The 26,993-nt window shown below is 44.7% G+C and carries 24 protein-coding genes; 8 read left to right on the top strand and 16 right to left on the bottom strand.

The genetic code is table 11. The annotated features are described in order from the left end of the window. Positions 1-283: 283 nt before the first annotated feature. Positions 284-691 carry a c-type cytochrome gene (locus AACT18_RS17950; RefSeq protein ID WP_088718017.1) on the top strand — a complete coding sequence of 136 codons (408 nt, stop codon included), beginning with the start codon at positions 284-286 and terminating at the stop codon, positions 689-691. Positions 692-759: 68 nt separating this feature from the next. On the opposite strand, the gene rep is transcribed toward AACT18_RS17950, so the two are convergent. Beyond that, on the bottom strand, positions 760-2,778 hold the full coding sequence (gene rep, locus AACT18_RS17945) for a DNA helicase Rep (protein WP_017048508.1): 2,019 nt from the start codon (positions 2,776-2,778) through the stop codon (positions 760-762). A 139-nt stretch (positions 2,779-2,917) separates the two neighbouring features. Here rep and AACT18_RS17940 point away from each other — a divergent pair, with 139 nt between their 5' ends. The 4 genes from AACT18_RS17940 to ubiK all read left to right on the top strand — a co-directional run bounded on the left by AACT18_RS17940 (position 2,918) and on the right by ubiK (position 8,162). Continuing rightward, the gene (locus tag AACT18_RS17940; protein ID WP_013855653.1) at positions 2,918-3,529 is read left to right on the top strand and encodes a TetR/AcrR family transcriptional regulator; all 612 of its coding nucleotides are present in this window, start codon (positions 2,918-2,920) and stop codon (positions 3,527-3,529) included. Positions 3,530-3,547: 18 nt separating this feature from the next. Further along, positions 3,548-4,654, top strand: a complete 1,107-nt coding sequence (locus AACT18_RS17935; RefSeq protein ID WP_017042454.1) for an efflux RND transporter periplasmic adaptor subunit — start codon at positions 3,548-3,550, stop codon at positions 4,652-4,654. Positions 4,655-4,665: 11 nt separating this feature from the next. Further along, entirely contained in the window at positions 4,666-7,788 is a 3,123-nt protein-coding gene (locus tag AACT18_RS17930) for a multidrug efflux RND transporter permease subunit (protein ID WP_094125862.1), read from the top strand. A 122-nt stretch (positions 7,789-7,910) separates the two neighbouring features. Beyond that, the gene (gene ubiK / locus AACT18_RS17925; RefSeq protein ID WP_010319855.1) at positions 7,911-8,162 is read left to right on the top strand and encodes a ubiquinone biosynthesis accessory factor UbiK; all 252 of its coding nucleotides are present in this window, start codon (positions 7,911-7,913) and stop codon (positions 8,160-8,162) included. 192 nt (positions 8,163-8,354) lie between these two features. Here the strand turns inward: ubiK and ilvC are convergent, their stop codons facing one another. Beyond that, the gene (gene ilvC, locus AACT18_RS17920; protein ID WP_013855650.1) at positions 8,355-9,839 is read right to left on the bottom strand and encodes a ketol-acid reductoisomerase; all 1,485 of its coding nucleotides are present in this window, start codon (positions 9,837-9,839) and stop codon (positions 8,355-8,357) included. A 143-nt stretch (positions 9,840-9,982) separates the two neighbouring features. Between ilvC and ilvY the strand changes: the two genes are divergently transcribed. Beyond that, positions 9,983-10,873 (top strand): HTH-type transcriptional activator IlvY, encoded by an 891-nt coding sequence (ilvY, locus tag AACT18_RS17915; RefSeq protein WP_094125863.1) that lies wholly within the window; start codon positions 9,983-9,985, stop codon positions 10,871-10,873. A gap of 65 nt (positions 10,874-10,938) precedes the next feature. Here ilvY and hemN read toward each other — a convergent pair whose 3' ends face one another. The 5 genes from hemN to AACT18_RS17890 form a co-directional block, all read right to left on the bottom strand. After that, entirely contained in the window at positions 10,939-12,327 is a 1,389-nt protein-coding gene (hemN, locus tag AACT18_RS17910) for an oxygen-independent coproporphyrinogen III oxidase (RefSeq protein ID WP_047690293.1), read from the bottom strand. Between the two features lie 138 nt (positions 12,328-12,465). Next, the gene (locus AACT18_RS17905; protein ID WP_013855647.1) at positions 12,466-12,954 is read right to left on the bottom strand and encodes a DUF2489 domain-containing protein; all 489 of its coding nucleotides are present in this window, start codon (positions 12,952-12,954) and stop codon (positions 12,466-12,468) included. A gap of 8 nt (positions 12,955-12,962) precedes the next feature. After that, complete coding sequence (gene yihI / locus AACT18_RS17900; RefSeq protein ID WP_013855646.1) at positions 12,963-13,517, bottom strand: Der GTPase-activating protein YihI; 555 nt, start codon at positions 13,515-13,517, stop codon at positions 12,963-12,965. Beyond that, on the bottom strand, positions 13,517-14,155 hold the full coding sequence (locus tag AACT18_RS17895; protein ID WP_013855645.1) for a class I SAM-dependent methyltransferase: 639 nt from the start codon (positions 14,153-14,155) through the stop codon (positions 13,517-13,519). Before AACT18_RS17895 ends, yihI begins: the two co-directional genes overlap by 1 nt. Before the next feature lie 216 nt (positions 14,156-14,371). Next, a complete protein-coding gene (locus AACT18_RS17890; protein ID WP_094125864.1) occupies positions 14,372-14,989 on the bottom strand; it encodes a c-type cytochrome in 618 nt (205 codons plus the stop codon). Between the two features lie 167 nt (positions 14,990-15,156). Here AACT18_RS17890 and yihA point away from each other — a divergent pair, with 167 nt between their 5' ends. Then, positions 15,157-15,855: a ribosome biogenesis GTP-binding protein YihA/YsxC gene (yihA, locus tag AACT18_RS17885; RefSeq protein ID WP_094125865.1), complete on the top strand. Its 699-nt coding sequence runs from the start codon at positions 15,157-15,159 to the stop codon at positions 15,853-15,855. A gap of 753 nt (positions 15,856-16,608) precedes the next feature. Here yihA and polA read toward each other — a convergent pair. From polA to hemB, 3 genes are all read right to left on the bottom strand, one after another. Beyond that, the gene (gene polA / locus AACT18_RS17880; RefSeq protein ID WP_094124728.1) at positions 16,609-19,401 is read right to left on the bottom strand and encodes a DNA polymerase I; all 2,793 of its coding nucleotides are present in this window, start codon (positions 19,399-19,401) and stop codon (positions 16,609-16,611) included. Further along, positions 19,385-19,552 (bottom strand): hypothetical protein, encoded by a 168-nt coding sequence (locus AACT18_RS17875; RefSeq protein WP_156117117.1) that lies wholly within the window; start codon positions 19,550-19,552, stop codon positions 19,385-19,387. Before AACT18_RS17875 ends, polA begins: the two co-directional genes overlap by 17 nt. A 584-nt stretch (positions 19,553-20,136) precedes the next feature. Continuing rightward, complete coding sequence (gene hemB / locus AACT18_RS17870; protein WP_026028800.1) at positions 20,137-21,183, bottom strand: porphobilinogen synthase; 1,047 nt, start codon at positions 21,181-21,183, stop codon at positions 20,137-20,139. A gap of 188 nt (positions 21,184-21,371) precedes the next feature. Between hemB and AACT18_RS17865 the strand changes: the two genes are divergently transcribed. Continuing rightward, complete coding sequence (locus AACT18_RS17865; protein WP_094124717.1) at positions 21,372-22,133, top strand: TatD family hydrolase; 762 nt, start codon at positions 21,372-21,374, stop codon at positions 22,131-22,133. 280 nt (positions 22,134-22,413) lie between these two features. Here the strand turns inward: AACT18_RS17865 and tatC are convergent, their stop codons facing one another. Genes tatC through ubiE form a run of 6 tightly spaced genes read right to left on the bottom strand, consistent with a single transcriptional unit; the run spans position 22,414 to position 26,954 of the window. Then, a complete protein-coding gene (tatC, locus tag AACT18_RS17860) occupies positions 22,414-23,166 on the bottom strand; it encodes a twin-arginine translocase subunit TatC (RefSeq protein WP_088721434.1) in 753 nt (250 codons plus the stop codon). Positions 23,167-23,226: 60 nt separating this feature from the next. Next, positions 23,227-23,634: a Sec-independent protein translocase protein TatB gene (gene tatB / locus AACT18_RS17855; protein ID WP_010319842.1), complete on the bottom strand. Its 408-nt coding sequence runs from the start codon at positions 23,632-23,634 to the stop codon at positions 23,227-23,229. Between the two features lie 3 nt (positions 23,635-23,637). Beyond that, positions 23,638-23,874: a Sec-independent protein translocase subunit TatA gene (tatA, locus tag AACT18_RS17850; protein WP_010319841.1), complete on the bottom strand. Its 237-nt coding sequence runs from the start codon at positions 23,872-23,874 to the stop codon at positions 23,638-23,640. A 51-nt stretch (positions 23,875-23,925) separates the two neighbouring features. After that, positions 23,926-25,560 carry a ubiquinone biosynthesis regulatory protein kinase UbiB gene (ubiB, locus tag AACT18_RS17845; protein ID WP_094124718.1) on the bottom strand — a complete coding sequence of 545 codons (1,635 nt, stop codon included), beginning with the start codon at positions 25,558-25,560 and terminating at the stop codon, positions 23,926-23,928. Beyond that, the gene (locus AACT18_RS17840) at positions 25,557-26,162 is read right to left on the bottom strand and encodes a ubiquinone biosynthesis accessory factor UbiJ (protein ID WP_047690304.1); all 606 of its coding nucleotides are present in this window, start codon (positions 26,160-26,162) and stop codon (positions 25,557-25,559) included. Before AACT18_RS17840 ends, ubiB begins: the two co-directional genes overlap by 4 nt. A 9-nt stretch (positions 26,163-26,171) precedes the next feature. Continuing rightward, entirely contained in the window at positions 26,172-26,954 is a 783-nt protein-coding gene (ubiE, locus tag AACT18_RS17835) for a bifunctional demethylmenaquinone methyltransferase/2-methoxy-6-polyprenyl-1,4-benzoquinol methylase UbiE (RefSeq protein WP_010319838.1), read from the bottom strand. Positions 26,955-26,993 lie beyond the last annotated feature (39 nt).

Raw genomic sequence — 26,993 nt, 5'->3', positions numbered from 1 at the left:
AGTGGAATAATACGGAGTTCACACTAGGGCGTCTAGTACTTTTTCAACTTTTTTTATCGTTTGACGCCTTTTTCATCAGATAACCATTATTACCTCTATAATAAGGATGTGACTCACCCCTTGAAGATCGCAACTTGTTGTTTATTGCAACAACTTATCGGGATATAATCACCCAATATTTACATTGATTTAACAGCTTGAATGGCTTTTAAATCAGCCACACTCTAAATCTAAGTATAAATAGGTAAGCATGAACTTACCTTTGGAATATAAAGTGAGTTTAATGGATATGTCTCGACGAATCATAAGCGTGTTATTCGCTGCTTTAACCTTTTCTAGTGTTGCATTGGCAACCAGCCAAGCTGAATACGATGCCATTGCTGATCGCATTAAACCTGTAGGTGATGTTTACTTAGCGGGTAGTGAACCCGTTGCGGCAGAGCCGACAGGCCCTCGTGATGGCGCGCAAGTTTATGGTACATTCTGTATCGCTTGCCACTCTACAGGCATCAGTGGCGCACCTAAAATTGGCAATGCCGAAGAGTGGGCTCCACGTATCGCCCAAGGTAAAGATGTATTGAAAAATCATGCACTGCAAGGCTTTAATGCCATGCCAGCTAAAGGAACCTGTATGGATTGCTCTGACGACGAAATCGTTGCCGCCATTGAGCATATGATTGCAGGTCTTTAATACATAACCCCTATAAAACAAAGGTTTGGCTTTAATTCCAAACCTTTGTTTTTATTATTTTTTAAGCACTATTTCTTAAACATGGCAGCGCGCAAATTAGCAATATGACTTTGCCCTTTCGCCATTCGCTCTTCTTGACTTACTGGCTTTTTGCTCTGTTCCCACTCAACATCGTCAAAGGGTAATTCATCCAAAAAGCGACTTTGTGTGGGTTTAAGCAGTTCCCCGTATTGACGACGTTCTTTACACATAGTGAAAGTCAGTTCTCGCTGCGCGCGAGTTATCCCGACATACATCAAACGACGTTCTTCTTCGACGTTGTCCTCATCGATACTGGTTTGATGAGGAAGAATACCCTCTTCAGTGCCAATCAAATAAACGTAAGGAAATTCAAGGCCTTTCGATGCATGCAATGTCATCAACTGAACGGCATCACTCTCATCCTCTTCTTCACTTCGCTCCATCATGTCGCGTAGGGTTAAGCGCTGTACAACTTCTTTGAGTGATTTTTCTTGTTGGTCATAGTTGTCACCTTCAAGGTCGGCCACAATCCAAGAATAGAGATCAGAGACGTTTTTCATACGCATTTCGGCCGCTTTGGGGCTGGAAGAGGTTTCATACAGCCAATCTTCATAATGAATATCTCGGACTAATGATCGCACCGCTTCAACGGTATTGCCTCGTTCAGCTTGATCTGAGATAGCCACTAACCATTGCGTAAACTGACGCAAGTTGTCGAGCCCTCTTCCAGACAAATGATGCTCTAAGCCAAGTTCAAAACTGGCCGAAAACAAGCTTTTGCCACGCATATTGGCGTAACTACCCAATTTCTCCAACGTGACTGGGCCAATTTCTCGTTTTGGCGTGTTCACAATGCGTAAAAAAGCATTGTCATCGTCAGGGTTCACCAACACTTTGAGGTAAGCCATGATGTCTTTAATTTCGGCTCTGGCAAAAAATGACGTTCCACCGGATAACTTATAAGGCACGCGGTTTTGCAGCAGCGATTTTTCAATTAAGCGTGACTGATGATTACCGCGGTACAATATCGCGTAATCACGATATTCGGTGCGATTGAGAAATTTATGCGCAATCAGTTCACCAGTGACCCGCTCCGCTTCATGATCTTCATTTTTCGCTAGCAGAACTTTGAGTTTTTCACCCTCAGGGATCTCAGAAAAAAGCGTTTTCTCATACACGTGTGGGTTGTTGGCAATCAGAATATTGGCCGCTCTCAAAATACGGCTGGTTGAACGGTAGTTCTGCTCAAGCTTAATCAGTTTAAGATTTGGGTAATCTTGCCCCAGCAACACGAGGTTTTGCGGTTTCGCCCCTCGCCAAGAATAGATGGATTGATCATCATCACCCACCACGGTTAAACGGCCACGTTCTCCAACCAACAATTTCACTAACTCGTATTGACTGGTATTGGTATCTTGATATTCATCCACCAGCAAGTAGCGAATGCGGTTTTGCCAACGCTGACGAACTTCGGCGTTGTTTTGCAATAACAGCACCGGCATTAAAATAAGATCATCAAAATCGAGCGCGTTATACGCTTTCATTTGCTTTTGATAAAGATCGAAGCAGTAAGCGAACAGCTGTTGTTGTTCACCTTGAGCAAAACCTTTCGCTTGCTCTGGCGTCAACATGTCGTTCTTCCAATTGGAGATGGTGCTGAGTAATTGGCGCAGCAGATCTTTATCGCCCTCGAGCTGTTTCTCTGTCAACTCTTTGAGCAGCGCAAGCTGATCTTGGTCGTCAAACAGAGAGAACCCCGCTTTCAAGCCCAAAAATTTATATTCCCGACGGATAATATTGAGGCCTAAAGTATGAAATGTGGAAACGAGCAGCCCTTTTGACTCAGCTTTTCCAAGCGTTTGTGCTACCCGCGCCTTCATTTCTCGAGCGGCTTTGTTAGTAAATGTAACGGCAGCAATGTTGCGCGCTTTATAATCACACTGTTGAACCAAGTAAGCGATCTTGTTGGTAATTACGCGCGTTTTACCCGAGCCAGCCCCCGCCAATACTAGACATGGGCCCGATACATATTTGACGGCTTCGTCTTGTCTTGGATTCAGCTTCATGAGGTACTCGTATCACTTTTATTTGGGCCGTCTATGATAATGCCGCGCTTTACTGATTACTACGTCATTCACCATAAGATTTTTGTCATTTTACTACACTAGTGTATTGCATAAGGGGCTATAGTTTGGTCTATAATGAATGAACGTTCATTCACTGTGGGATGTCAGCATGTCTAACTGTATTCACGTGGATAAGTACCAGCAGATATTGGTGGCTGCTGAAAAGCTGATCGCTGAATCTGGATTTCAAGGCTTATCGATGCACAAATTAGCCAAAGAAGCCGGTGTCGCAACGGGAACAATTTACCGTTACTTTGATGACAAAGATCATCTTCTCGTGACAGTTCGCTTACACGTTTGTCAGCATATTGCTGACGCGGTGCAAGCCAATATTGATGATGAGATGCCTTTGAAAGAACGCTTTAAAATGATGTGGCTTAATATCTGGGAATTAGCACAATCAAGCAGTGCAACACTCAGCAACCGAGTTCAATATGAATCATTGCCAACAACAATCAGTTGCAATGTTAAGGAACTTGAGCGAAAAATGTTTGCCAAAGTGGATTTACTATTTGATCAAGGTAAAGAGCAGGGATTATTCAAGCCGTTGGATAACCAGATTTTGTCTGCTTTAAGCTTCGAAACAACGGTCGCCCTTGCCCGTAAAAAAGCGATGGAATGTTATCAACTGGATGACAGCGCACTCAGTGCTGTGATTGACGCCAGTTGGGATGCAATTACTCAACACTAACTTGGAGTTCTGACTAGAATGAAAAAGTGGACATTCTTTATGTTACTTATCGCCTTCCTACTGTTTGGTAGCGTGATAGGTTTTAATCTGTTTAAACAACAAAAAATTGCCGAATTCATGGCCAACCGTCCTGAACCTGAATTTCCAGTGACAGTGACTGATGTAACTCCTGTTGATTGGATCCCAGTGATTGAAGCGATTGGTTTTATTGAACCCAATCAAGGCGTGACACTAACATCTGAAACCAGCGGCGTGATCGATAAGATTTCATTTGAATCAGGGACACAAGTTGAGGAAGACCAACCTTTAGTTTTACTTGATTCTGCGGTTGAGAAAGCGAATTTAAAAAGCTCACAAGCTCGCCTACCTGCTGCAAAAGCGAAATACGAACGCTATAAAGGTCTATTCGCTAAAGGGTCGATTTCAAAAGAAGCTTATGATGAAGCCGAAGCAAACTACTACTCTTTGTCTGCAGATATTGAAAGTTTAAAAGCTTCCATTGATCGTCGTGAAATCAAAGCTCCCTTTGCTGGTGTGGTGGGTATCCGTAATGTGTATTTAGGCCAATACCTACAGCCAGGCACCGATATTGTTCGCTTGGAAGATACCAGTGTAATGCGTCTGCGCTTTACCGTTCCACAAACGGATATTTCACGTATTTCATTAGGCCAGCAAGTGGATATTTTTATCGATGCTTATCCTAATGCAGCGTTTACAGGATCCATCACTGCGATTGAGCCTGCCGTTAGCGTTCAAAGTGGTTTAATCCAAGTGCAAGCCGATATTCCAAATAGTGACGGTAAACTACGCAGCGGTATGTTTGCTCGTGCCAACATCATCCTGCCGAAATTAGAAAACCAAGTCACGCTTCCTCAAACCGCCATTACCTTCACCCTGTATGGTGATAATGTTTACGTGTTGAAAGAAGAAGATGGCGTTAAACGAGTAGAGCAGCGCGTTGTAAAAGTAGGTGAACGCAAAGGTGCTGTGGCGCATATTTTAGAGGGTGTACAAGATGGAGACATCGTGGTCACTTCAGGTCAAGTGCGCTTAAGTAACCATTCGAAAGTTCGGGTAGTCGAAAGTAATGCGACTACACCACCTGCTGAAACACCGATGCTGTAATTGGAGGAATCATGCGTTTTACTGATGTTTTTATAAAACGTCCAGTGCTCGCGGTATCGATCAGCTTTTTGATAGCTCTGCTTGGTTTTCAAGCTATTTTCAAAATGCAGGTTCGTGAATACCCTGAAATGACGAATACCGTTGTTACAGTGAGTACAGGCTATTACGGTGCAAGTGCCGACTTAATCCAAGGTTTTATCACTCAACCTTTGGAACAAGCAGTCGCACAAGCCGACAACATTGATTATATGACTTCTTCTTCGGTATTGGGTAAATCAACGATTACCGTAACGATGAAGCTCAATACCGATCCCAACGCTGCACTTTCAGATGTGTTAGCAAAAACGAACTCGGTACGCTCACAGCTTCCTAAAGAGGCCGAAGATCCGACGGTAACTATGTCTACCGGCTCAACCACCGCGGTGCTGTATATTGGTTTCACTAGTGATGAACTTAGTTCAAGCCAAATTACTGACTATCTTGAGCGTGTATTTAACCCTCAAATATTCACCGTCAACGGCGTCTCTAAGATTGACTTGTATGGTGGCATGAAATACGCCCTTCGCATTTGGCTTGATCCAGCAAAAATGGCTGGACTACAGCTCACTGCGGGCGATGTGATGAACGTGCTGAATGCCAACAACTATCAATCAGCAACAGGACAAGCCACTGGCGAATTCGTGCTGTATAACGGTAGTGCCGATACGCAAGTGTCAAATGTCGATGAGCTGAAAAACCTGGTGGTTAAAACGGGCGACGGCAATGTTATTCGCCTAGGTGATATTGCAAACGTCACGCTAGAAAAAAGCCATGATGTTTACCGCGCAAGTGCAAACGGCCGAGAAGCGGTTGTAGCAGCCATCAACGCAGCACCTAGCGCAAACCCAATCAACATTGCTCAAGATGTGTTGGATCTGTTACCGCAGTTAAAGCGTAATTTACCAAGTAACATCGAAATGAACGTGATGTATGACTCCACGGTGGCGATCAATGAATCGATCCATGAGGTCATAAAAACCATCGCTGAAGCCGCCTTGATCGTACTTGTCGTCATTACTCTATTCCTAGGCTCCTTACGTGCCGTTATCATCCCGATTGTTACCATTCCACTATCCTTAGTTGGTGTTGCTATGGTAATGCAGGGAATGGGCTTCTCATGGAACTTGATGACACTGCTAGCGATGGTACTGGCTATCGGCCTTGTGGTGGATGATGCAATCGTTGTACTAGAAAACGTTGACCGCCACATTAAGCTCGGTGAATCACCATTTCGTGCCGCGATTATTGGTACTCGTGAAATCGCCGTTCCGGTAATTGCGATGACGCTGACACTGGGCGCCGTATATGCACCGATAGCGATGATGGGTGGCATAACAGGCTCACTCTTTAAAGAGTTTGCACTCACACTGGCTGGTGCTGTATTTGTTTCAGGTATTGTTGCACTGACACTTTCACCCATGATGTGTTCTAAAATGCTTAAAGCGCACGAAGAGCCCAACAAGTTTGAACAAAAAGTGCATGGATTACTTGATTCAATGAGTAACCGCTACGCAAAATTACTCGAGAAAGTAATGCAGCGCCGTCCTGTCGTGATTGCCTTTGCGGTGATCGTGTTTGCCAGCCTGCCTATGCTGTTTAAATTCATTCCAAGTGAGCTTGCCCCTTCTGAAGATAAAGGCGTGGTCATGTTAATTGGTACGGGTTCTTCGAATGCGAACTTGGACTATTTACAAAACACCATGAATGACGTGAATACGATTCTGTCTGAACAGCCAGAAGTTCAGTTTGCTCAAGTCTTTACCGGTGTTCCAAGTTCCAACCAAGCGTTTGGTATTGCCTCTATGGTGCCTTGGAGTGAACGCCAGGCAAGCCAAGCTGAGGTTGCCACTCGAGTCGGCACCTTAGTGCAAGATATTCCAGGCATGGCCGTGACGGCCTTCCAAATGCCTGAACTTCCCGGCGCAGGCTCTGGATTGCCAATTCAATTTGTCATCACTACACCCAATAGCTTTGAAAGTTTGTTTGCTATTGCCACTGAAGTGCTAACAGAAGTGAAAGCAAGCCCGATGTTTGTGTACTCCGATTTAGACCTCAATTACGATTCTGCGACGATGAAAATTAATATCGACAAAGATAAAGCTGGGGTTTATGGCATCACGATGAAGGATATTGGCACGACATTAGGGACTATGATGGCGGATGGCTATGTCAACCGCATCGATCTCAATGGCCGCTCTTATGAAGTGATCCCGCAGGTTGAACGTAAATATCGCCTCAACCCTGAATCGATGAATCACTACTTTGTGCGTGCCGTTGACGGAAAAATGATCCCATTAGGGAGCCTAATTACCATTGATGTGATTGCAGAGCCGCGCTCACTGCCACACTTTAACCAGCTAAACTCGGCAACCGTCGGAAGTGTACCGGGTCCAGGAGTTGCAATGGGTGATGCGATTACGTGGTTTGAGGATGTTGCCGCGACTAAACTGCCCGCAGGCTACAACCACGATTATATGGGTGAAGCACGTCAATACGTGACTGAGGGAAGCGCACTCTACGCGACCTTTGGTTTGGCACTCGCCATCATCTTCTTGGTACTGGCGATTCAATTTGAGTCGTTAAAAGATCCATTGGTTATCATGGTATCTGTTCCTCTCGCCATTTGCGGAGCATTAATTGTACTGGCTTGGGGTGCAGCAACCATGAACATCTACTCGCAAGTAGGGTTGATTACACTGGTTGGTCTTATCACCAAGCACGGTATTCTTATTTGTGAAGTGGCGAAAGAAGAGCAGCTACACCATAACAAGTCTCGCATCGAAGCGGTGATGGAGGCAGCCAAAGTGCGTCTTCGCCCAATTCTAATGACGACAGCAGCGATGATTGCAGGTTTGATCCCGTTGATGTACGCAACGGGTGCAGGTGCAGCTCAGCGCTTTAGTATTGGTATTGTGATTGTGGCAGGTCTTGCGATTGGTACACTATTTACACTATTCGTACTGCCGGTAATTTACAGCTATCTAGCCGAAAAACATAAGCCACTACCTGTGTTTGTTGAGGATAAAGACCTCGAAAAGCTAGCCAGAGTTGACGAGGCCAAAGCAGTACAACGCCGACTCGCTGAAAATAAATAACACCATATAATTAAGACTGCTTCAAAAAAGGCCACCTCAGTGGCCTTTTTCTTACCTTGAATAACGACATTCTCAGCTCAATTGCTTAGAATGGAGACAAACTGACAGGAGTGTAAGCCGCTATGTTTGACCCTAAAAAACTTGAGCAAATTGCCAAACAAATTCACGATTCAATGCCTCAACCCGTAAAAGATTTGGGTGCCGACGTTGATCAAAAAATCCGCCAAGTGATCCAAGGCCAATTAAATAAATTGGACGTGGTGAGCCGTGAAGAATTTGATGTACAGACTCAAGTATTGATGCGTACTCGCCAAAAGCTCACTGAAATGGAGCAAAAATTGGCCGAGCTAGAAGCGAAAATCACCGCCAAATAATATTGCCCGGTTGAGATAAAAATTTCCCAATAAAAAAGGCTTGGTCAACGGCGACCAAGCCTTTTGTTTTATATTGTGTTTGCTTTTGTATTTATTCTTTCCAGTCAGTCTGGAGCTTTACGTCATCATTCTCGTCATTGAAAAGGGGCGAACTCTCAGCCCCTTCTTAACCACCGGAAGGTGAATTAGCCTTTAGCCACCGACGGCAATGCGTTTCATATCTGTCATGTAACCACGCAACTCTTCACCGATGTACTCAACCGGATGGTTGCGAAGAATTTCGTTCACTTCAATCAAGGTCGCGTTATCAACGAAATTCGAGCTTTCACCAAGGCCTTTACCAATCACATCAGTAGATACTTTTGGCATGAACTTTTCGCGCAGTAACGGTGTTGCGACATTGGCAAACAGGTAATTACCATACTCTGCTGTATCAGAAATAACCACGTTCATTTCATACAAACGCTTACGTGCTACTGTGTTGGCAATCAGTGGCAGCTCATGCAGGGATTCATAGTAAGCTGACTCTTCAACAATACCGGAAGCCGTCATAGCTTCAAATGCCAGCTCAACCCCAGCGCGAACCATGGCAATCATCAAAATACCTTTGTCGAAGTACTCTTGCTCAGTGATCTGTACATCAGACTGTGGGTAGTTTTCAAACGCAGTTTCACCGGTTTCAGCACGCCAGCCCAGCAAATCAGCATCATCGTTGGCCCAGTCAGCCATCATAGTGCTAGAGAAATGACCAGAAATAATGTCATCCATATGTTTGTTGTACAGTGGGCGCATCAAGTCTTTAAGCTCTTCAGACAGCTCAAACGCTTTGATTTTTGCTGGGTTTGATAGGCGATCCATCATGTGAGTGATGCCACCAAATTTCAGCGCTTCGGTTACCGTTTCCCAACCGTATTGCAGTAGTTTACCTGCGTAACCTGGGTCTATACCTTCTGCTACCATCTTCTCATAGCACACAATCGAACCCGCTTGTAGCATGCCACACAAGATGGTTTGCTCGCCCATAAGGTCCGATTTTACTTCGGCAACGAAAGAGGATTCCAAACAGCCAGCACGATGACCGCCCGTTCCCGCCGCCCAAGCTTTTGCGATATCCCAACCTTCACCTTGAGGGTCATTTTCTGGGTGAACAGCAAGCAAAGTCGGCACGCCGAAACCACGCTTATACTCTTCACGCACTTCGGTTCCCGGACACTTAGGCGCCACCATCACAACCGTGATGTCTTTACGGATCTGCATCCCTTCTTCAACCACGTTGAAACCGTGAGAATACCCCAATGCTGCACCTTTTTTCATCAGCGGCATGATGGTTTCGACAACATTGCTGTGCTGTTTATCTGGCGTTAGGTTAATGACCAAGTCTGCTTGAGGGATGAGCGTTTCATAGCTACCCACTTCAAAACCGTTCTCTTTAGCATTTTTATAGGACTGACGCTGTTCGTCGATCGCTGCTTGACGCAATGCATAAGAGACATCAAGGCCAGAGTCTCGTAAATTTAGACCTTGGTTTAAACCTTGTGCACCACAACCGACAATCACCACTTTCTTACCTTTGAGGTACTCGGCTTCGCTTTCAAATTCAGAGCGATCCATAAAGCGGCAACGACCAAGTTGGTCAAGTTGTTGGCGTAGATTTAGGGTATTGAAATAGTTAGCCATGTTAGCGCTCTCCTTTAAAGATTCTTTCCATCAGGTCGGTTTCTAGAACCGAATAAACTGATACTAAAGCAGACATCAAGTTGCTTAAAGTGATATATTCACAATTAGTTATTGCAATTTATGCAACGTGATGTGATTAACTTATGAACATTAAAAACCTGCAGATCTTTATCCATCTGTGTGAGAGTAAAAACTTCAGTAAGACTGCCGCCGCGATGCACATCAGCCCATCCGCGCTCAGCCGGCAGATCCAGAAGCTGGAAGAAGAAACTAGCCAAAGCTTATTTGTGCGTGATAATCGTAGCGTTGAGCTAACGCCAGCAGGCAGTAAACTGGTTCCTGTTGCACTCAAAATCATTACAGAGTGGCAGCAATATAACGTACAAATGAAAAACCAAAACAGCGTATTACAAGGGGAAATTCGCTTGTTTTGCTCAGTCACCGCCAGCTACAGCCACCTGCCTCAGTTACTGTCCGATTTTCGAGTTCGCCATCCGTATATTGAGTTCAAACTCTTGACTGGCGATCCTGCTCAAGCGATTGATAAGATTTTGAATGATGAAGCGGATATTGCCATTTCAGCCATGCCCGAACAGCTACCAGCTCGCGTTGAATTTGAAACGATTGGTGAAATACCCTTATCGGTGATCGCGCCGCTCGGGATCAGTAGCTTTATCGAACAACTGCAAAATGACACACCCGATTGGTCAGTTGTCCCTTTTATTGTTCCTGAAGCGGGAACGGCAAGAGATAGAGCCAATGCATGGTTTAAAAAAATGAAGATCAAACCCAATATTTACGCGCAGAGCTCAGGGCATGAAGCGATTGTCAGCATGGTCGCGCTCGGTTGTGGTATCGGCATTGCGCCGGATGTGGTGATCAACAATAGCCCGGTGAGAGATAAGATCCAGCGCCTTAAATTAGCACCCGTAAAACCATTTCAGCTCGGTGTGTGCTGCAAACGCTCACAGCTTGATAACCCATTAATCAAAGCATTGTGGGATGTTGCAGCGCATAAATACCTGACGCCATAACTCATCCCTCTTTTCAAAGAAAAAGCCACTGACGAGCAGTGGCTTTTTGATTCATGGTAAGGGCGTTAAATTACCCGCGAAAATTGTTGCTGACGAGCACGCACACGCAAGTATTTATCAAAGCACATGCAGATGTTTCGGATCAACAACCGCCCGCGCAAAGTAACGCGGATCTCTTTTTCATCGACTTCCACTAACTCATCATCAATAAAAGTTTGTAGCAACTCAAGATCTTGCTTGAAGTAGTGATTAAACGTCACGTTAAACTGTGCTTCAATTTGGCTTTTATCCAGTTTGAAATTGCAGATAAGCTGCTTGATCACTTCGCGACGAAGTAAGTCATCACTATCCAGTGCCACCCCTTTCCAGAGTGCATGACGTAACTCATTAACTTGCTCATAGTATTTTTTCAGCTCTTTTTGGTTCTGCGCATACGCATCCCCAATCATTGAAATGGCTGAGACACCAAAGCCAACTAAGTCGCAGTTACCTTGCGTGGTATAACCTTGAAAGTTGCGATGTAAAATGCCTTCACGCTGCGCGACGGCCAACTCATCATTGGGCAGTGCAAAATGGTCCATGCCAATGAACTGATAACCAGCACCCGTCAAGGTCGCGATCGTGTCTTGTAATATGGCCAGTTTTTCTTCCGCCGTAGGTAGATCTTCATCTTTAATCTTACGCTGCGCAGCAAACAGCTGCGGCATGTGCGCGTAGTTAAATACCGACAATCGACCCGGCTTCATCTCCAACACTTGCGCTAATGTTTTAGCAAAAGAGCCTTTAGTCTGCTTAGGCAAGCCGTATATGAGATCAAGGTTGGTTGAGCGAAAACCCAGCTGTTTAGCTCGTTCCGCCATAGCAAAAATAAAGGTTTCATCTTGCTCGCGGTTCACCAGCTTTTGCACTTCTTTGTTGAAATCTTGTACGCCGATGCTCAGGCGGTTAAATCCTTCGCTGCGCAGGTGATCAAGCATCTCTAACTCGATTTCACGTGGATCAACTTCAATACTGATTTCTGCGTCATTTTCAAAGCGGAACTCACCACGCAAAATGGCCATTAAACGGCTAATTTGCAATTGAGTTAAAAAGGTTGGTGTGCCGCCACCGAAATGCAGTTGTGTGACTCTACGGCCATGCAGCAAAGAGGCTCGTTGGCGAATCTCATGTTCGAGCACATCCAAATAGTCGTCGGCTTTATGCGAATGACGGGTAATCACCTTATTACAACCACAGTAGTAACAAAGTTTGTGACAAAACGGGATATGAATATAAAGCGAAAGTGGCCTGTCAGGGTATTGGGCACACGCCATATCATAATCGGCAATAGTAAATGCTTCATGGAATTCAAGTGCTGTAGGATAAGAGGTATAACGCGGGCCTGAATAGTTATACTTATCTAAAACAGCTTGATCCCATACGATCTGTTGGCTGGGTACGACTTGCGAAGACATGCTGTGCTTTCCGTTCGAAACTTTGACGGGCTATTTTGCCACATGACAATGATGGACGTCGGGTGACAAAACGAAATTTGTGTATAAATGTTCTAAACTGCTAACGCGATCACTCACTCGAAAGAGGCAGTCGAGCCATTACATCATTTGAATCGGAATTTGACTATTCAAAGGGGCAATGCGTTTTTGCAGAACTTTTAACTCTTCAACAATCGCATCCATTAAACGGGCCTCCGCTTTTTGGCGCACTAAGTTATGCTTCATTCGCTCTTGTTTAGCGAGTTGGCTGCGCTCTTCGCCACGCGGCATATCCTTCACTATATAATACAGTTCGGAAATAGCGGGATACGAACTATCAAAGTCGATTCTCTGTTCGCCTTGAACATAATCCATAATGCAGTAGACACGGATGCTGATCTCGGAGAGATCACATTGGCCTTGAATCCCAGCCATGCAAAGCGTATTTACGCTATCAAAAATATTTGCATTGCGTTTTTCAATGGCCAATGTTTGATGTTGAAGCTGCAAATCCTTTTGCTTTTTCAGTTGCAGCAGAAGGTAACCAGCGTAAGACGCTAAGCCGAGAATAATGATTCCACCAGCAATGGCTAACAAGGTTACATTCATGGCACTTTCTATCCTTTTAAATCATTTAGGTCGAAGCCTTCAAAATCTGATAATAAATCATCATCTGAACGTGATTTTTTGGCACTACCGCCAGTCACGATTGGCTCGAAAACATCTTCTTGCTCTTCAGCATACAGACCAAGTTGCTTCATCAGTGCTTCAATACGATCGAGTTTCTCATCAACGTATTTTTGCAAGCCGGCACCTAGGTTTTCGCCATTATCAATACGATCGAGCAACACGTTCAATTGCGCATCATTTTCCAGCATTTCGAGCTCTTGCTCAGCCGACAAACGACGCTCTTGCTTGGTCATTTTCTTCGCTGGCTCAACCACCAGAGGAATTTTTTTCTTGCTGCCTAAACGTGGATCGCGCGCTTTAGCGGCTTCTCGCTGCTGCTGATCTGAACCATCGGAATGGCGGCTACCCGCTTTCAGACCTTTCTGTTTTTTAACTCGCTTACGCAAACGGCCTTCAACATCTGCCTCACTGCGATTACGCGTGACAATCACGTCGCCTTCACCGGCTGAACCCGGCTTTCTCGATTTTTTACTACGGCTCATTACTGGGGTTTCCTCAGTAAAATTACATCATTACCAATAAATTCAAGTTCAAGCTCATCCCGCTTGGCCAAGTACTGGAAGGTTTCACGACTAAAAAAGATCACATGTGTGAGATCATTTTTGTAGTGCCACCCAGCAAACGCCTCCACGTCTTTGACTAGTTTGGTCATTAACCCAATCCAGCCTCCTGGCTTAACTAAATTTAACCATTGCTGCCAAACTTGGTGCGGCTTATGTAAATGCTCAATCACTTCAGTGGCAGTCATAAAATCATAGGTCGCCTGCAACACCTTTTCATCTGGATGAAAAAAGATATCGTATAACGACATTGTGTGCCCAGCCTCTTCCAACATAATGGATAAGGTTGGCCCCGGCCCACAACCAAAATCTAACCCGTTAGATGCCGGAGAAAGCCTCTCCAACATCGGCGCACAAACGCGTGACAAAAACTGGCGATAACCCCTATCCTGCGGGTTATTTTCATGCAAATCATAAAATGCTTTTTCCGCTTTTTCGTCAAGACGATGTTCAGGGCTAACAAACACAAGTGCACAGTGTTGGCACTGCAGATAAGGGCGAACTTTATCGGCAAAATAAGGAACTATTTGTTCACTAAAACATAATGGGCAAATGTGCATGTAACATCCTCAAACAGGGATGCGCAACATACCAGAAAGTGGCATTAGAGTGGAGAGTCAGCGCGTATTTTTTCACCAGCTAGGCAAAAAAAGATAAAAAAAGCGATAGGTAAGCCGATCATTGAGCAAAAAATTACGTTTTCTTCAGTACAAAAGAAAACGCCCTAGCTCAGTGCTAAGGCGTTTTCAAACAACAGTGCTCGAACGGTGTAGGGTTTAGTGAAGGCCGCCAACGTATTTAGAAAGTATTTCGATGTCAGTGTCGCTGAGCTTTTTCGCGACATCACGCATCATGGCATTCATATCATTATTACGAGCGTCATCGCGGAATTTTTGCAGTTGAGCTTTGATGTAGTCAGCATGCTGACCAGAAATTTTAGGGAAACCTGAAAGCTCAGTACCATTACCACGTGGACCATGACACGCAATGCAAGCGGTTAAACCACGCTCTGCATCACCTGCGCTATAAAGTGCTCTACCTTTCACCGCAACATCTTCAGGTGTTGAATTCGCTGAAATAGGCAAAGACGCATAGTAAGCAGCAAGATCGGCTATATCTTCGTCGCTAAGAGGCATCGCCATGGCACTCATCACAGGATCGTAACGACCTTGTTTGCCACCGCTTGTCATTCCCAACTTAAGATCATGCAATTGCTTCTCTATGTATTTCTCATGCTGACCAGCGATTTTAGGGTAAATTGTAAGTAGACTATTGCCATCAACGCTGTGACAGGCAACACACGTTTGGGATTTTGCTTTACCAGCTTCAATGCTGCCTTGGGCCCACACTGAGCAGCTGGCTAAAAGACTCAAGATTAGCGCTAATTTCTTCATGACATTCCATTTATAATTATCAAGCTTCCAGTACCACTTTGCAGTTGCTACTCACTCTCAGTGGCGACTCATGGTACAATAGGCGACCTTATGCCGAGCACGGTTATTTTACACAATTTCACAAAAAAGTAATCAATCGACTACACAAAGTCGAGATGGAGTTAACAGTGAGCGTAAAAATTCATTATCAAAACACGCATTTCATTACCAGTGCGCCTGACATTCGTCATCTACCTGATGATGAAGGGATCGAAATTGCGTTTGCAGGACGCTCCAATGCAGGTAAGTCGAGTTCGTTGAATCGCTTAACGAATCAGAAGAGCTTGGCTAAAACCAGTAAAACTCCGGGTCGGACCCAACTGATCAACCTATTTAAAGTCACTGAAGGTTGTCATATTGTGGATTTACCGGGCTATGGTTTTGCTCAAGTTCCTTTGGAACTGAAGAAAAAATGGCAAAAATCATTAGGAGAATACCTACAAAAGCGTAAGTGCCTAAAAGGGCTGGTTGTGCTGATGGATATTCGCCATCCGATGAAAGATCTCGACCAACAATTGATTTCTTGGGCTGTCGATTGCGACATTCCAGTGCTAGTACTACTGACTAAAGCGGACAAGCTAAAAAGTGGCGCACGTAAAGCTCAAGTGTTAAAAATTCGTGAAGAGGCACACTCTTTTGGCGGCGATGTCACTGTCGATGCTTTTTCATCATTGAAAGGCTTAGGCGTCGATGTGCTACGTAACAAATTGGATACGTGGTTTGCACCCGCACTCGCACATTTAGCCGAGCAAGAAACAGTGGAAGAGATGGATGAGTTTGACTCAACTCACTTAGAAGAGAATCCAGACCATTCTGCACAACACTAATTCTGAAGAACACTAAAAATCGTGACTCCAACAGAGCCCTACCTAATCGTGGGGCTTTTTTTATAGGCTTTAAATCCAAATGCGAATGGCAAAAAGAAAAATCCCCACCATCCTGGTGGGGCAACGGGAGAGAAGTAGGAGGTAATTTATTATTGTTTTGCTAAGCATTTCTTAATCCCCCCAACTTTTCAATAGGTCGAAGAGTCATCAATTCACTCACCCACAGAACACTCCTCTGGCTCACCCCAATAAAATCAATATAACATAATGAATATTAATGAGATTTAAACACATTCTTTGTGTTTGAGGTGAACTTGATTTTTCATTAGAAATAATAAAAGTGTGACTGTTAGCTAGTTACAGAATTGGGTGTTTATAAAAGAAATAAAGTAACTACTCAGCAATAGAATAGTGTGTTTTTATCACCTAAATTCTCGTAAAAAACAGTGATGAATATTTTCTTTGGCCCAATAAAAAACGCCCCAGTCAAATACTGACTGGGGCGGCTGAATCAGCCTAATCCAATAACGTGAAACAAAAGGTCTGAAAGATAGAACTTCTTACCTCTGTACCCTACGAGAGTTAATGTATAACAAATGGTCAGAAATGAAAACTATTTTTGTAGTTTTTTTTCATGAAAATTTTATTAAACAACACAAAGTTTAAAATCAAGAATACTTATTTCTAGGCCATAAAAAAGCCGACATTTGTGCGTCGGCTCATATAAATTAGCTAATTTCGCTTAAAAAACAACTAATGCGCCTGATCCCAGTTGTCTCCATGACCAGTATCCGCGACCAATGGCACCGCTAGCGTTGCTGCTGATTCCATTAATTGTTGTACTTTAATTTCAATTTCGGCTAAAGCCGTCTCTTGCACTTCAAACACCAGTTCATCGTGCACTTGCATCAAGAGTTTAACGCGTCCCTGTCCATGCTCCTCAATCCAAGCATCGACTAATAGCATCGCTTTTTTGATGATATCCGCCGCCGTACCTTGCATTGGAGCATTGATCGCAGCACGTTCGGCCGCTTTGCGACGCATCCCATTACGCGATTTAATTTCAGGCAGATGCAAACGGCGACCAAATAAAGTTTCAACATAGCCAAGTTCGCTAGCCGTAGAGCGTGTATCTTCCATGTATTGCATCACGCCAGGATAACGCTCAAAGTATTTATCCATATATTCTTGGGCTTCATAACGAGGAATGCCGAGCTGCTTGGCTAAACCAAAGGCGCTCATCCCGTAAATCAAACCAAAGTTAACCGCTTTCGCACGGCGACGCTGCTCACTGCTGACTTGCTCAATACTCATTCCAAGAATTTCAGCCGCGGTCGCCGCATGGATATCTTTCCCTTGCTGGAATGCCTCAAGCAACGCTTTATCGCCGGACAAGTGCGCCATAATGCGCAGCTCAATTTGTGAGTAGTCGATTGCCAGAATTTTCCAACCATGAGGCGCAATAAAAGCTTGACGGATCCGGCGCCCTTCTTCGTTACGGATCGGAATGTTTTGCAAATTTGGATCGGTTGAAGATAAACGACCAGTGGCGGTTACAGCTTGGTGATACGAGGTATGCACTCGCCCTGTGGTTGGGTTGATCATTTTAGGCAGTTTATCGGTATAGGTTGATTTCAACTTAGCTAAACCACGATGTTCAATGATCACTTTAGGTAGTGGATAACCGTCGAGTGCCAATTCTTGCAGTACTTCTTCATTGGTGGAAGGTGTACCTGTTGGCGTTTTCTTAATCACCGGTAGCCCCATCTGTTCAAACAAAATGGTTTGCAGCTGTTTTGGTGAGCTTAGGTTGAAAGGTTGACCCGCGATATCAAACGCTTGCTGTTCTAATTGCTCTAAACGAGCAGCGATTTCATGCGATTGCGCGCCAAGCAACATATCATCGATCATCACGCCGGTACGTTCCATACGTGACAACACGGGAACAAGAGGCACTTCAATCTGTTGGTAGATGCGATTGAGCTTCTCATCTTGCTCAATATGACTCATCAAACGGTGATGAAGTCGCAAAGTCACATCAGCATCTTCCGCAGCGTACGGTGCCGCTTGCTCAAGTTCGATTTGGTTGAAGGTCAGTTGGTTTTTACCTTTGCCCGCCACCTGTTCAAATGAAATACAGCTGTGTTGCAAGAATCGTAGCGCCAAACTGTCCATATCATGTTTGCCACCGACGCTGTTGTAAACATAAGATGCGAGCATCGTATCGTGCTTGATGCCTTTCATATTGATACCGTAACGCGCAACAATACTGGCATCGTATTTTAGGTTCTGCCCCACTTTGGCTTGGCTTTCGTCTTCTAAAATGGGTTTAAGCTGGGCGAGTACCCAATCACGGTCCAGTTGCTTTGGTGCGTCAAGATAGTCATGCGCAACAGGAACATACGCTGCAACGCCCTCTTCGGTCGCAAAAGAGAGGCCAACTAAATTCGCTACCATATAATCGAGGCTGTCGGTTTCCGTATCAAACGCAAACACTTCTGCCGCTTTCAGTTTTTCTAACCAAGTATTAAATGTCTCTTCATCTAAAATGGTTTGATATTGGCTGCGATCAATCGTGGCGGCGGTTGTATCCATCTCCCTTGCTTGTGAAGAAGAAGTGTTTACCGCACCCACTTTTTCATCAGCGTCAATCACCCCATTACCACCATCCAGCAATTCTGTTAACCAAGATTTAAACGTGAGCTGACCATAAAGCTTAATCAACTCATCAATATTGGGCTGGGTTTTGCACAAGGTCTCTGGTTTCTCTTCCAAAGCGACATCCAGCTTGATGGTGGCCAATTGGTAAGAGAGAAAAGCGTTTTCACGGTTATCCGCCAGTTTTTGCGCCATGGTTTTAGAGCCGCGAAAACCCAATTGCGCAATTTTATCAAGGTTATCGTAAATTTGCTCTAGGCTGCCAATGCCTTGTAGTAACGCAATCGCTGTTTTCTCACCGACACCCGGTACACCAGGAATGTTATCGACTTTATCGCCCATCAAGGCCAGATAATCGATGATAAGCTCAGGAGGGATACCGAATTTTTCAATCACCCCTTCACGGTCAAGTACCACATTCGTCATGGTATTGATCAAGGTGACATTCTCGTCCACCAGCTGTGCCATGTCTTTATCACCTGTGCTGATCAGCACTGGCATGCCGGCTTGTGATGCTTGAGAGGCTAGCGTACCAATCACGTCATCGGCTTCGACACCTTCAATCGATATCAGCGGTAGCCCCATCGCACGGATAACATTGTGCAACGGCTCAATCTGACAACGTAGATCATCAGGCATTGGTGGGCGATTAGCTTTGTATTGTGGGTACATATCATCGCGGAAGGTTTTTCCTTTCGCGTCAAAAATAACCACCATACGCTCAGCGGAAAACTGGCGCATCATGCTACGGAGCATATTGACCACGCCATAGACAGCATTAGTTGGAATTTCGCCATTACTCATGGTGCCTGGGTAGGCATGAAATGCACGGTAAAGGTAAGAAGAGCCATCAATCAGAATGAACGGGTTGTCAGGTATGCGAGCCATAGTCTTTTGCAATCCAAAGCGAGTACGAAATGTAATGACTAAGGATGCCATGACTGTCTTGAGGATTCCACGCCAATGCACCTTGAGCAACGAAACATTTTGCTGATTTGTCCACCACCGCAAATGACATTCTGTGGATAACTCTGTTCATAGTTTTTATCCACTGGTTATTAAACAGTGATTAACGAGGAAAACAATGACATTAACTTATTGTTTATAAATGAATAAAACAAAGATCGAACATTCCTATCATGATCTTTTTACGATCATTAATTGTGGAAAAGACTATCGATGGCCTTTTATTCACAACAAAAGCATCCTCTTGAAAATGAGCGATAAAAAAAGCGACACCCGAGGATGTCGCCTAGCAAAAACAGGTAAAACTAAGTGAAGTGATTCATTCAGCCTTACGATAAAGCTATAAATTACACTGGAAGCAATGTGAGCAATGTCGTGTCAAAAAGAACTTGCGCAAGTTCGTCGCCAATTTGTCTTGTTACTTTTAACACCTAGCAATTCGTTAATCGTAAACTCGACGTCCTTGTGAACTTCGCCATTCCCTAAGACATGGTTAATAATAATGATTCTCATTTAATTATCAACCCCTAAATGAGAAAAAATCTCATTTATTTTCTAATCATGCTAAAAACACCTACCCATCTATTTCATGAAATCTTTTTTTTAATTGATTTTCAAATAGATAGAAAAATTTGCTCCCCTGTCTAAATTCACAACTTAGTTATCTTGATGTAAATATTGTGCCGTTTTGGCGTTATCTTCTGCCAGCCACTGCGCAACGTCTTTAGCAAAATAGGTTAAAATGCCGTCTGCCCCAGCGCGTTTAAAGCACAATAATGACTCCATTACGGTTTCACGTTCTTTAAGCCAACCATTTAAAATGGCCGCTTTATGCATCGCATATTCGCCAGACACTTGATACGCAAACGTAGGAACTTGTAATTCAGATTTCACGCGGCACACCACATCAAGGTATGGCATGCCGGGCTTCACCATCACCATGTCAGCCCCTTCATTGATATCCATCGCCACTTCGTGAATGGCTTCATCGCTGTTGGCCGGATCCATCTGATAGTTTTTCTTGTCTCCCCCTTTCAGGTTCGAAGAGGAACCAACCGCATCGCGGAATGGGCCGTAATAACATGACGCGTATTTCGCAGAGTAAGCCATGATCTGTGTATGAATAAAACCCGCCTCTTCAAGCGCTTCGCGGATCTTACCAATTCGTCCATCCATCATATCGGAAGGGGCAACCACATCGGCACCGGCTGCAGCGTGAGACAGCGCTTGTTTGATCAACACCTCGGTGGTCTCATCATTCATCACATAGCCACTTTCATCGATGATGCCATCTTGGCCATGGGTCGTGAAAGGATCCAGCGCGACGTCGGTAATGACACCCATTTGTGGTATATGCTCTTTTAATAATTTCACCGCACGTTGCACTAAGCCGTCAGGATTATGCGCTTCAGCAGCACACAAACTTTTAGCATCTTGGTTAACCACTGGAAAAAGTGCGATGGCTGGCACGCCGAGATTAGCCAAATACAGCGCTTCTTCGAGCATTAAGTCGATAGAGAGACGCTCAATACCGGGCATAGACTCCACTGGCTCGCGGCGATCTTTACCCATCAAAATAAACATGGGATAAATTAAATCATTAACCGATAACTGATTCTCAGCCATCAAACGGCGGCTAAAATCATGCTTGCGTAAGCGACGCATGCGACGCCCTGGGAACTGACCTTGAATGGATACTGACACTCTCTTCTCCTTGTTTATACGCGGTGTGAGAAAGCATTCTTTCTTCACTACCGCTATCGCTCAAGTGTGGCGAAATCATATCACTCTCGCTTTTTGACGCTAGCGCCAATCGACAAAAATCAGAAAAATGACCTCAGGCTCACACTTCCGTATACTGTTCTCCCATTCTCTGTTTATCGAGACACACCATGATTGACACTCACGCTCACATTTATGCCGCTGAATTTGATCACGATCGAGATGAGGTAGTGCAACGCGCTAAGGCGCAAGGCATTGAGGCTATTTTGTTGCCCAATATCGATCTTGCCTCCATTGAGCCTATGCTTAAAACAGAAGCGGCTTACCCTGAACTTTGCCGATCGATGATGGGGTTGCACCCATGCTATGTGGATGGAAATGTGAAGCAAACGCTAACGGTTATCGAATCTTGGCTAGATAAACACCCCTTTATCGCCATTGGTGAAATTGGCATTGATCTGTATTGGGACAAAACCTTTCAGGCCGAACAAGAGATGGCTTTCGTCACTCAACTTAGTTGGGCCAAAGAACGCGATTTGCCTGTTGTCATCCACACCCGTGATTCCATCACTCAAACTCTACAACTGCTGAAAAAAGAGCAAGATGGCTCACTTAGCGGTGTATTCCATTGTTTTGGCGGCACGCTTGAAGAAGCTAAAGCCATTAATGAGCTAGGGTTTCATCTTGGGATTGGTGGTGTATCAACGTTTAAAAATGGCGGTATGGATAAAGTATTACCGCATCTCGATATGAACTTTGTTCTGCTAGAAACAGATTGTCCCTATTTAGCCCCTGCCCCTCACAGAGGTAAGCGCAACGAACCAGCTTACACAACGCTAGTTGCCAAACGCATCGCAGAACTCACCGAACTCTCGTTGGTTGAAGTGAATAACATTACAAACACTAATGCTAACTCACTGTTTAAATTATAATTTATAGAACTATAGATAGAGTGACATACACATCAGCGTGATATATGTCACAAAAATAATCACCCAAACACTATAGTATGCGGCAAAATTTTAATACATAAACGTGGCTAATATGTGTGAACATGGTAATCACTTACAACGTCAACATCGAACCTTCTGGCAAAAACTTCTGGGCATCAAGGAAGTCTATCGATGCTCTCAGTGCGGTTATCTTTTGAAGATTAAATAGTCCACTATCATAGGTACAAAAAAAGCGGCTATTCGCCGCTTTTTTCATGTATTAATGACTTTCATCTTCCTGCTCTTCCTCATCTTTGCGCACATAAAAACGAGCAAAGAAAAGTCCAACCTCAAACAATAAACACATCGGAATGGCGAGCAAGGTTTGCGACACCATATCAGGCGGCGTCAGTAACATACCCACCACAAATGCCCCAACCACGATATAAGGCCTTTTCTCACTCAAGGTTTTCGGCGTCGTCGCCCCCGTCCAACACAGTAAAATGATGGCGACGGGAACCTCAAAGGCGATACCAAAAGCGAAAAAGAGCGCAAGCACAAAATCGAGATAACTGGCAATGTCCGTTGCAAACTCAACACCGCCTAAAGAGATGGCCGTAAAAAAGCCAAACACCAGTGGAAATACCACAAAGTACGCAAACGCCACACCGCAATAGAACAACAATGAGCTTGAAAACATCAATGGCATGACTAAACGGCGTTCATGCTTATACAAACCTGGAGCGACAAAGGCCCAGATTTGATAAAGGATAAAAGGCACCGCGAGAAAAGCGGACGCGATCAAAGTAAGTTTGAGTGGCGTGAAAAAGGGCGAGGCAACATCGGTCGCAATCATCGTCGCCCCTTCAGGCAAACGCTCAACCAATGGTTTGGAGACAAAATCGTAGATGTCGCTAGAGAAATAGACTAAGCCGATAAAAATCACGATCACCGCAGCTATTGAACGCAATAAGCGATCGCGTAGCTCTAGCAAGTGACTGATTAAAGGCTGTGTCTGCTCAACGGAAGACATATCGAACCTCGTATAAATAGAGCATAAGAGGAGGAGTTACAGTGGTAACAATAACTCCTCCTACAGAGATGAGTCGGCTTTCTTATCGGCCGTTTCAGGCGACGAAATCGTTGTAGCGGGAATCACTTCAACGCTTTGTTCATCGCGCTCTGTTTTTGTTTCAGAGGGCGATGAGTTCGCATAAGGGCGTTGTACATCTTGCGCAGCCTGCTTGAGCTGATCCACAGAAGATTTTAGCTCTGGAGATAAATTTTCCATCCCCATTTGCTCTGCTTTACGCAAGTTTTCTTGCAGCTCTTGAATTTTGAGCTCATGTGCTAATTCATCTTTGACACTGTTCGCCATGTTCTTTGCCGTGCTAACAAATTTTGCCACACTGCGAATAGCATGAGGTAAACGCTCAGGGCCAAGAACGACCAACGCGACAACCGATATTAATACCAGCTCCCAAAAACCGATATCAAACACGTATTAGGCCTGCTCTTTATCTTTTTTAGTTTCAGCAGTCGCTTCTGTCTTCTGCTGCTCTATATTTTTAGGTTCAAAATCTGCGTCTTTCTTGGCTGGCTCTTCATCGCTCATCGCCTTTTTGAACCCCTTAACCGCACCACCGAGATCGCTACCGATACCACGCAGTTTCTTGGTTCCAAATAGTAATACAACAATCACGGCAATAATTAGAAGTTGCCAAATACTGATACCACCCATTCTCTACACCTCAGGAATTTCTCAACAAATTGATTTCAAATAAAAGACCGCTTAACGACGGTAAGCACTCCAACTGAGTAGCCAAAATACAACACCTGCAATTGCACTGGTTATTGCAAACGGCTGATAAGCACTGGTCACTAATATCGCCGAGCATACGACCAAAGTGGCGCCAATACCAAATAAAAACTTTCCTGTTGCCTGTTGACGCTTACTGGCTCGATAACCTTGGTACAACTGATCCAACCTTTGGTTCATTGCTTTACCTTGTTTGAGGCTATCGTAAAGCAGCTCTGGCAATTCAGGTAATTTTTCAGCCCAAAGCGGAGCTCGCTCTTTTACTGCACGGATAAACGCTTGCGGCCCAACTTGGTTCATCATCCATTTTTCTAAAAATGGTTTAGCGGTTTGCCACAAATCCAATTGAGGATAAAGCTGACGCCCTAACCCTTCGACATACAATAGCGTTTTTTGCAACAAGACCAATTGCGGCTGCACTTCCATATTGAAGCGACGAGCCGTGTTAAACAAGTTTAGCAACACATGACCAAATGAGATTTCGCACAATGGCTTGGCAAAAATTGGCTCACAGACCACGCGAATAGCAAACTCAAATTCATCGATGTTGGTTTCACGTGGAACCCAACCAGAATCAACGTGCAATTGCGCCACTCGGCGGTAATCTCGGTTGAAAAAAGCTAAGAAGTTTTCGGCTAAATAACGTTTATCTTCACTGTTTAAGGTACCGACAATACCACAATCTAAGCCAATCCATTGTGGATTGTCAGGATGCGCGGGATTAACAAAGACATTGCCCGGGTGCATATCGGCATGGAAAAAACTGTCGCGGAACACTTGGGTAAAGAACACGCTCACCCCGCGTTCAGCAAGCAACTTCATATTAGTGCCGTTGGCCGCTAAACCTTCAATATCAGAAACTTGAATGCCGTATATTCGCTCAGAAACCATGACAGTTTCATTACTAAAGTCAGGAATTGTCTCTGGAATGTATAACTCTTCACTATTTTCAAAGTTACGACGCAGTTGAATGGCGTTGGCTGCTTCTCGGCGTAGGTCGAGTTCAGCAAGCAGAGTTTTTTCGTATTCACGTACCACTTCAACGGGCTTCAGTCGCCTTGCTTCAGGTAATGCTTTGGCAACAATTTTCGCCATGCGATACATGAGTTTGATATCGGCATCAATCACTGGCCGAATATCTGGCCGAATCACCTTGAGTACGATTTCCCGGCCAGATGATTTGAGTTTGGCGGTATGGACTTGAGCAATCGACGCCGAAGCAAGCGGTTCAATATCAAATTCATCAAACCAAGTTTCTAAAGCGCCGCCCAGCGCTTTTTCCATCTGAGTTTTAGCAAGTACACCATCAAACGGAGCGACTTTATCTTGCAGTAACGCAAGTTGGTCTGCGATGTGCGGTGGAAACAGGTCACGCCGCGTTGACATCATCTGACCAAACTTAATCCACACTGGACCAAGCTCTTGCAAGGCTAAGCGCAAGCGCTCACCTAATGGTTTGTCCGCATGCTGATTTTTAATCCAAAACAATCCTTTGCGCGCTAATATTGGCGCTTTAGTAAGTTGATGTTCTGGCAACAGTTCATCTAGACCATATTCCAATTGTACCTTGATAATTCGGTACAACCGCTTGAGTTCAGTTGGCGTCATGCTTGCTCCAACAAGTGTTGAATTTTGGCTTCGATACGCGCCGCTTGGCTATTGAGATCATCCACTTGGTCACAAAAATAAGCCACCTCGAGCGAGCTGGGTAATAAACGCCACTCTTCCGTTAACACTTGGCTGAGATGGTTTTGATGCTTGCTTCGTTGTGATTGCAGCGCTTGGCCTATGTCTTTCACACCCTGCACTAAAGCGTGAGCCAGCACATCGCCCGTCAGGCGTGACAACCACTCTTCAACATCCGGCTTGCAATCGGTGATCAACTGGGCAAATTTTTGCGCCAGTTGAATATCGCCCTCCAGCACCAACTTATCTTGTTTGATCAGTTGGGTGATGTTCGCTTGCTCGCGTAGCTCGGGTAAAATGGAAACATTGAGCGACAGGTAGCAATTCGACTCGCCTTCGTAAGCCGCTAACACATCAATTTGCTGGCTAAAAATGAAGGTCAGCGTTTTATTGAACTCTTTGAGATGCACTTGGATGACTTGCCCTTTCAGGCGTGATAATCGGCGCACCAACTCAGGATCGTCTTGAATTAAGGTGTTGAGTGTGGTCTCAATCGCGGCGGTAACTAAAGGCTCAAACGGCATGCCCAATCCTTAGAATTTATAACCACGGTGCAGCGCAACAATACCGCCCGTTAAGTTGTAGTAACTCGTTTGCTCAAAACCAACCTGATCCATCATCCCTTTTAAGGTTTCTTGATCGGGATGCATGCGGATAGATTCCGCAAGATAGCGGTAGCTGTCGGCATCATTGGCAATGATTTGGCCCATTTTCGGCAATAGATGGAACGAATACGCATCGTATACTTTGGATAATGGCTCAAGCACTGGCTTGGAGAACTCAAGTACCAACAAACGACCACCCGGTTTTAAAACGCGGAACATCGAGCTCAGCGCTTTATCTTTATCGGTTACATTACGCAGGCAAAAACTGATGGTAATGCAGTCGAAATAGTTATCAGGAAAAGGCAGTTCTTCGGCATTGGCTTGCACGTAATGTACGTTGCCCACTACACCTTTATCACGCAATTTATCGCGTCCGACATTGAGCATCGAGTTGTTGATATCAGCCAGAATAACATGACCTTTTTCGCCCACAATGCGTGAAAATTTGGCGGTGAGATCGCCCGTACCACCACCAAGATCCAAAATACGTTGGCCCGGGCGAGCGCCACTGCAATCAATGGTAAAACGCTTCCATAAGCGATGAATGCCACCAGACATCAGGTCATTCATCATGTCGTATTTGGCCGCAACCGAGTGAAAAACTTGCGCGACTTTGGCGACTTTTTCTTCTTTCGCTACGGTTTCAAAACCAAAGTGAGTGGTATTTTGTGTCTCTAATGCTGTTTTTGATTGCACGCTGGTATCCGTCATGAAGGTTCCTCTTGGGCAGCACTGTTTTGTTAAAGGCGA

The organism is Vibrio sp. V04_P4A5T148 (assembly GCF_963875605.1).
GTDB classification, from domain to species: Bacteria; Pseudomonadota; Gammaproteobacteria; order Enterobacterales; family Vibrionaceae; genus Vibrio; species Vibrio anguillarum.
The sequence above is the reverse complement of the archived record's forward strand: the minus strand, read 5'-3'. Positions and strand labels throughout refer to the sequence as shown.